Source organism: Brevundimonas sp. CURTG3B2_SDJG (assembly GCF_057364705.1).
The window spans coordinates 1-6,794 of record NZ_JBNFOJ010000165.1; the positions used below are offsets into that span (position 1 = coordinate 1).

Below are 6,794 nucleotides of genomic sequence, written 5' to 3' on the forward strand. Positions count from 1 at the left end.
CACCGCCAGCAGCGCGCCGATGGTCATGGCGGCGACGGTCGCGATCATGCCGGCCAGCCACATCACGGGGGCCAGCAGGCCGCCCGCGCGGCGGGCGCCGGCGTTGGCGAAGATCAGACGGTCGGACTGGGTCATGGATTCACCTTCAGGGGCGCTGCGAACAACGCCGAACGCCCAATGTCGGTCCATCGCCCTGAACGGTCAATGAGCAGGCCCTTCACAGGCGAGTGTCCGGCCAGGCTTGAACCGCCTCAGTACGGTTGATCGGCCAGCACCGACGCGCCCGAGGCCCGCGCCCGCTCGATCTGGATGCGACGAACCGCCGCTTCGGCCTGCGGGTCGCTCATGACGCCGCCGATGCCCACCAGGACCCGCGCCGCCTCCCCCGAGACGCCGAACGCCTTGGACAGGGCCTCGAAGGGCGATTCCGGGGTCGGGAAGCGCTTGTACCGGACGTCCTGATCGGCCGGGATGCGGGCCAGCTCCTTGGCCTTGGCGATGGCCTCCTCCAGGCCGCCCAGCTGGTCGACCAGGCCGATCCGGTGGGCCTGGGCGCCGGTCCAGACCCGGCCGCGGGCGATCTCGCGCACCCGCGCCGCCGGCAGCCGCCGGCCGGTCGACACCCGGGCGATGAACTCCTCGTAGGTCCGGTCGATCTGAGCCGCGAAGGCCGCCCGCTGCGCCGCCGTGAACGGCTGCGACGGCGAGAAGGCGTCCGCGTACTGGCCGCCGATCGACAGCGGACGCATGTCCACGCCGAACCGGCCCAGCGCCTCCGCCAGCACGAACTTGCCGCCGAACACCCCGATCGAACCGGTCAGGGTCGTGGGCTGGGCCACGATCCAGTTGGCTTCCGAGCTGATCCAGTAGCCGCCCGAGGCCGCATAGTCGCCCATCGAGACCACCACCGGCTTGCCGGCCGCCTTGGCCGCGCGCACCGCCGCCAGGATCTGTTCCGACGCCTCGGGCGAGCCGCCCGGCGACGAGACCCGGAAGACGATGGCCTTGACCGACTTGTCCTTGATGGCGTCGTAGATCGCCTCGGCCACGTCGTCCGACCGGATCGACGAGCCGCTGCCGAACGGATCGGCGTTTCCGCCGGTCCCCGTCAGGATCGCGCCCTCGCCGCCGACGATGGCGATCGTCTGGCCGCCCGAGCCCGTCCGCTCGCCGATCGCCGAGGCGTAGTCGGCGAACTCCACGATCTGCGCCCCGCGCCCGGCCCGGCGCTTGGCTTCCGTCTCGGCCTCCTCGACCTGGCCGATCTTGTCGACCAGGCGCAGCTGACGGGCTTGGTCCGCCGAATAGGGGCCCGCCTCGATGGTCGCCTTCAGCTGCGGCAGGGTCGTGCGGCGGTCCTGGGCCGCGTTGGCCAGGGCGCTGTCGTAGATCGAGGTCATCCACGCTGTCATCGCCTCGCGGTGGGCGGGGGTGAAATCGCTCTCGGTGTATTCGTTGACGGCGTTCTTGTACTCGTAGCGCTGCTCGAACTCGGCGTTCACGCCGTACTTGTCGAAGGCGCGGCCCAGGAAGATCGAGTCCGCCGAGAAGCCCGCCAGCTGGAAGCTGGCGGTGTTCTGCATCCACAGCTCGGACGCCGAGGCCCCGACCATGTAGCTGGAGACGGTGGTTCCCACCGGCTGGAAGCCCTGGCTATGGGCGATCACCGTCTTGCCCGCCCGGCGGAAGCGCCGCACGGCCTGGCGGATTTCGTCGGCCGCCGCCGGCGTCACCCCCGCCTCGGGCAGGCGGATCAGCAGGACCTTCACCCGGCTGTCGGTCTCGGCCTGGGCCAGGGTGTCGACGATCTGCATCGTCGACAGGCCCGAGCCGCCGAAGACGGCGAACGGATTGTTCGGCGCCTGGTCGGTCAGCCCCTCGCGCAGGTCCAGCTCCAGCACCGTATGCGACGGCGTCGGCTCCTTGGACGAGGCCGCGCTGATCGCCACCGTGATCAGCAGGAACGGCACGATGACGAAGAAAAGCAGCAGGCCGGCGAAGACGCCGCCCATGGTCAGGAAGAATTGCTTCATGGAGAGCGACGTCGTCCGGGGCGCGGGCCGGGTGATGGCCACATTTTGACCATAGAGCGGCAAAGGCTTCCGTCAAATGAACGTCCCGTAACGGGCGAACGCGTTCGCAGCATGATCATGGTGCGCCGCCGAAAGCGCGATTGATGCACTCTCCCGAAATCCCTATATGAGCGGTCTGCGAGCGGGGGCCTATCGCCCCGCGTCATGATGGATCGGCGTCTCCCCATGCTGGTCACCCTGATGAAGGCCAAGCTGCACCGCGCCACGGTGACCCAGGCCGACCTCGACTACGAAGGCTCGATCGCCATCGACGCCGACCTGCTGGACGCCGCGGGCATCTTTCCGCACGAGCAGGTGGACGTGCTGAACATCACCAACGGCGCGCGCTTCACCACCTACGCCATCGAGGCCCCGCGAGGCTCCAAGGTCATCGGCGTCAACGGCGCCGCCGCCCGCCTGGTCCAGAAGAACGACAAGGTGATCGTGGTCACCTACGGCCAGATGCCGCAGGAAGAGGCCCGCCAGTGGTCCCCCACCGTCGTGCTGCTGGACGACGCCAACGAGATCAAGCGCGCGGCTTGACCTCCGCGCGCGGCGGGATTTCCCTGTTCGTCAGGGAGATCGTCCGATGAACCACGCGATCCGCATGCTGAAGTGGCCGCTGTTCCTGGCCTACGCCCTGGCCGGCGCGGTCGCCCTGATGCTGGCGACGCCGGCGGGCGTGGCCGTCCTGGGCCTGCCGGCCAGCGCCCTCACCTTCCTGCCGGCCAAGATCCTGGGCCTGCCCTGGAGCCTGCCCCTGTTCTTCGTGGACGAGGCTCCGATCGTGGTCCTGGCCCTGGTCGGCATCTGCTACGGCCTGAATTTCGGCGTGACCCTGATGCTGGCCCGCGAGGCCGAGTAGCGGGATGGAGACCTGGGCCCTCGGACAGTCGTCCGCGGTCGATGAACTTCCCGCGCCCTTCCGTCATGGCCGGGCTTGTCCCGGCCATCCATAGCCGCGAGAGGCGGCCAGGGGGTCTCGGTTCCAACCTTCGGCGTTCATGGATTCCCGGCACAAGGCCGGGAATGACGGATTTCAGGCGGTGGTCGAACGAGCGGCTAGCGGCTAGCGATCAGCAGCCGGCGACGACGCCGCAACCACTAACCACCAACCACTAACCACTCGCCGAAGGCGTTACCGATTCAGGTCGTACACGCCGGTGATGTCGATCCGGATCGTCAGCTCGCCGGCCGAGACCGGGGTGCCGCCGGCGTCCATCGCCATCTCGGCGCGGGCGTACATCGGGCGCGGCGGTTGGGGCATGTAGCCGCCACCCTCGGTCACCGAGCGCACGCCGCCCAGATCGACGCCCAGGGCCTGGGCGTAGAGCGCCGCCTTGGCCTGCAGGGCCTGGACCGCCAGCTGGCGCGCCTGGTTCTCGGCCGCCGTCGGGTCCTTCAGGCCGAAGCTGATGCCGTTGATCTGGTTGACCCCGGCCGAGACCACCGCGTCGGCGGTCGAACCCACCTTGGTCAGGTCCTCGATGATCACCGTCACCTGGTTGGACGCCTGGTAGCCGCGCAGCTTCGGCGGCTCGTTCTGGACGTAGTCGTACTGCGCCGACAGATTCAGGCCCGAGGTCTGGATCTTGCCCGCCGGGATTCCGGCGCGGCGCAGGGCGGCCATGACCTCGTTCATGCGGGTCGCGTTCTGGCTCATCGCCTCGGCCGCGGTCTGGGCCTCGGTGACCACGGCGAAGTTGATCGTGGCCATGTCGGGCGCGGCCTTGACCTCGCCATAGGCCGACAGGTTCAGCGACGGGCGCTCGGTGACGGCCTGGATGGTCAAGGGCGAGCCTCCTTGCGGTTGGGATTGGGCGTGAGCCGAGGGGGCGGCGACCGTCAGGGCCGCGGCCGCCATCAGCGCGCCGCCGATCATCAGGGCGCGGTTGGAAACGGCCGGCAGGGCGGCGGTGCGGGAGGTCATTCAATAGCTCCGTTGGAAACGAGGACGATCCGAGCGGCCACCGTGGCCGGCGTCCGTGGCTGAACCTTGGCGTTTAACGCCTGAACGGCCCGGCAGGCTCCATTGGCAGAAACCGTTCATCCACGTGAAATCGGCGACACCTCCAAGGCGGACGAGAGGCTCGGCCGATGACGCTTGGCAAGCCGCCGGGCCGCCTGCTAGGCCCGTGCGTTCCCTCTGGGGGCCCGTAGCTCAATGGTTAGAGCCGACCGCTCATAACGGTCTGGTTGCAGGTTCGAGTCCTGCCGGGCCTACCACCCCTCCGCCCTCAGATGTACGGCGGCGCGCCGTAGGGGCCGTAGTAGGCGAACAGCTGGGTGCGCCAGGCGTCGCCGGCGCCCAGCTCCTCCAGCCGAGCCCGATCCAGCGAGGGGGCTTTCTCCAGCGCCGCCCGGTCCAGGGGCACGACATAGCCGTTCAGGGCGCTGTCGAACTCCAGGATCGACCAGGGCAGCGGGTGCAGATGCTCGCCCAGGCCCAGGAAGCCGCCGAAGGACATGATGGCGTAGAGCGTCCGGCCGGACCGCTTCTCGATCGACAGGTCCTCGACGTGGCCGATACGCTCGCCGTCCTTGTTGAACACAGCCGCGCCGGTCACCCGGCTGGCCATGATCAGTTCGTGGGGGGAAGGATCGTCCGCCATGGGTCTTCTCCGCTGGCGGCGGCGACCGGAACGGCCGCGGCCGTCGGAACGGGAACCGGTTCGGCGGGGTCCGGGTTCCGCGGCTGGACCTGTAGGTCCGCTTCTTCCCCCGTCATCCTCGGGCGTGTCCCGAGGATCCATCGGTCAGCGCCTTCGAAATTCTGACGAGGTGACGCGTTGATTGGACAGCCAACCCTCAACCGTCGGGGTGGCGGATAAATGGATCCTCGGGACACGCCCGAGGATGACGGGGATGGACTGTCACCGACAAACCCTTGTCCGGCGCGAAAGCGGACGCGCTGGAAATCCGCGCGGGGTGGAAAGCGGACGCTAGATCGCTTCATCGAGACCGGGGCCAACTCGTCGACTTTCGGCGTAGAGGCGTAGTGTCCACTGTGGTTCGTCCCGCCAGACGGTGAAGGATTGCAGGATCAGATCATCGTCGAAGGTGATCGTCAGATCGCCGGTGCTTCCGTCGCAAGATGCACCCTCGAGAACCCGGTCAATGAGGATGTCTGTCGCCCTCCGAGCGGCATCGTTACGGGCCTGATAATCGAACTGGCTCTCTCCCTCTTCCTTCTCCCAGGGAATTTCCGCGCTCGTTGTGATCACGCTACCGGCCTGAACAAGCCTCCAGGGCGCGTCCACAGCGATGACGAGAGCGTCGTCAGATCGTGGCGGGACATCTAGCCAAACTTCCACGGTGTTCCCTGGCACCGTTTTGGCGGAGACCCGCTTGCCCGAGAGAGCCGACAGGATGGTGTTCAGATCCATGGAGGAACTATGCCTGCGGCGGCAATATCAGCAATGGGCCGAGAGCTGACGGTCGCTTAAGAGTGAGAAGCGGCCCTTACGGTTTGAGCCAGTCCAGCTGTTGTTTCGCGGCCTCTGTGACTTCGGCTGAGGTCGAGTACAGGCCCGAGTTAGCGGTCAGCGACCAATACGCGTGATCGAACTCGCTACCATCACCTACCGCGACCGCCCGCCCCGGCTCCAGCGGTCCTCGCCGCGGTAGCGCGGGTCGCTGACGTAGCGGCCGTCGCGGTCGTACCAACCCTCGCCGTCCTGGTAGTCGTCGTAGCCGTCCAACCGGTAGCCGTCGTCCTGGTACTCCACGCCCAGCAGGCCATCCTCCTGGCTCCACCAGTCGCGCGGATAGGAGCCCCGGGCGCACTCCCAGCCGTCGCCGGGCCGCCAGTAGGGTTCGTACCGGCCGCGATAGCGGTCGCGGAACTGGGGCCGGCAGACGTGCTGCGACCACACCCGGTTGCCCCGCGCCTCCACCGAGGCGCGGGGCTCGCGGTAGATCACCTCGCGCACCCCGGCGAAGACGTTGTCCAGCACCACCGCATGGCCGGCCGCGGCGGCGACGCCCACGGTCGAGGCGCGGATGCGGCTGTCGGTCAGGCGCAGCTCGCCCGAGTACAGCACCGCCCCCTTGTCGGACCGGCAGATGCGGCTGTTGTCGACCGAGACCGAGGCGCCTTCCACCACCACGCCCTCGACATAGCCGCAGATGGCCGTGTTCTCGACCTCGACCCGGCCATACTCGCGGCCCGAGCGCACCAGCAGGCCGATCGAGCGCGGCCCGAAGCTGTTGGGGGCGTTGGTCCCCTTCAGGGTGGTGGCCCCGATGCGCGAGGTCTGGCCGGCCCCGGGGATCAGCTCCAGGCCCGACTGGGCGCCCGAGACGGTCAGCTCCCAGGCGTTCAGCACCGCGCCATCGGCGACGATGGCCGGGGCGATGGTCTGGGCGTCCAGCACGGCGTTGCGGATGTCCAGCAGGCCGCCGTCGGCGTAGATCGCCGCCTCGTCGCCCGCGTGATGGAAGCCCACCCGGTTCATGACGATCTCGGCGCCGTAGCCCACGATGCAGGCCGCGTCGCCGGCGCGGGGCGAGGCGAAGACCATGTCGCGGATGTCGACGCGCACGCCCGCGGCCACCGTCATGCAGGGCAGGCCGTCGGGGGCCTGCAGGGTCGGCTCGGCCCCGGTTCGGCCAGTCGCGGGGATCGAAGCCGCCCTCGCCGATGATCGTCAGCGGCTTGTCGATGTTCAGCCAGCCCACGCACGGCCCGCTCCGCGCGCGGATCACCAGGGCTCCCGCCCG

7 protein-coding genes and 1 tRNA gene are annotated in these 6,794 nt (G+C 68.8%); 3 read left to right on the plus strand and 5 right to left on the minus strand.

What is annotated here, in order from left to right; genetic code table 11:
• Positions 1–251 precede the first annotated feature (251 nt).
• A complete protein-coding gene (gene sppA, locus AC2W7C_RS11715; RefSeq protein WP_486001596.1) occupies positions 252–2,033 on the minus strand; it encodes a signal peptide peptidase SppA in 1,782 nt (593 codons plus the stop codon).
• Positions 2,034–2,258: 225 nt separating this feature from the next.
• Between sppA and panD the strand changes: the two genes are divergently transcribed.
• Positions 2,259–2,615: an aspartate 1-decarboxylase gene (panD, locus tag AC2W7C_RS11720; RefSeq protein WP_486001597.1), complete on the plus strand. Its 357-nt coding sequence runs from the start codon at positions 2,259–2,261 to the stop codon at positions 2,613–2,615.
• A gap of 46 nt (positions 2,616–2,661) precedes the next feature.
• A complete protein-coding gene (locus tag AC2W7C_RS11725; RefSeq protein ID WP_486001598.1) occupies positions 2,662–2,937 on the plus strand; it encodes a hypothetical protein in 276 nt (91 codons plus the stop codon).
• 273 nt (positions 2,938–3,210) lie between these two features.
• Here AC2W7C_RS11725 and AC2W7C_RS11730 read toward each other — a convergent pair whose 3' ends face one another.
• A complete protein-coding gene (locus tag AC2W7C_RS11730) occupies positions 3,211–4,002 on the minus strand; it encodes an SIMPL domain-containing protein (RefSeq protein WP_486001599.1) in 792 nt (263 codons plus the stop codon).
• A 220-nt stretch (positions 4,003–4,222) separates the two neighbouring features.
• Between AC2W7C_RS11730 and AC2W7C_RS11735 the strand changes: the two genes are divergently transcribed.
• Positions 4,223–4,298 (plus strand) — tRNA-Ile (locus AC2W7C_RS11735).
• Positions 4,299–4,309: 11 nt separating this feature from the next.
• Here AC2W7C_RS11735 and AC2W7C_RS11740 read toward each other — a convergent pair.
• The 3 genes from AC2W7C_RS11740 to AC2W7C_RS11750 all read right to left on the minus strand — a co-directional run bounded on the left by AC2W7C_RS11740 (position 4,310) and on the right by AC2W7C_RS11750 (position 6,634).
• Entirely contained in the window at positions 4,310–4,684 is a 375-nt protein-coding gene (locus AC2W7C_RS11740; protein WP_486001600.1) for a PRC-barrel domain-containing protein, read from the minus strand.
• Positions 4,685–5,014: 330 nt separating this feature from the next.
• Positions 5,015–5,458 carry a hypothetical protein gene (locus tag AC2W7C_RS11745; RefSeq protein ID WP_486001601.1) on the minus strand — a complete coding sequence of 148 codons (444 nt, stop codon included), beginning with the start codon at positions 5,456–5,458 and terminating at the stop codon, positions 5,015–5,017.
• 195 nt (positions 5,459–5,653) lie between these two features.
• Complete coding sequence (locus AC2W7C_RS11750; protein WP_486001602.1) at positions 5,654–6,634, minus strand: hypothetical protein; 981 nt, start codon at positions 6,632–6,634, stop codon at positions 5,654–5,656.
• Positions 6,635–6,794 lie beyond the last annotated feature (160 nt).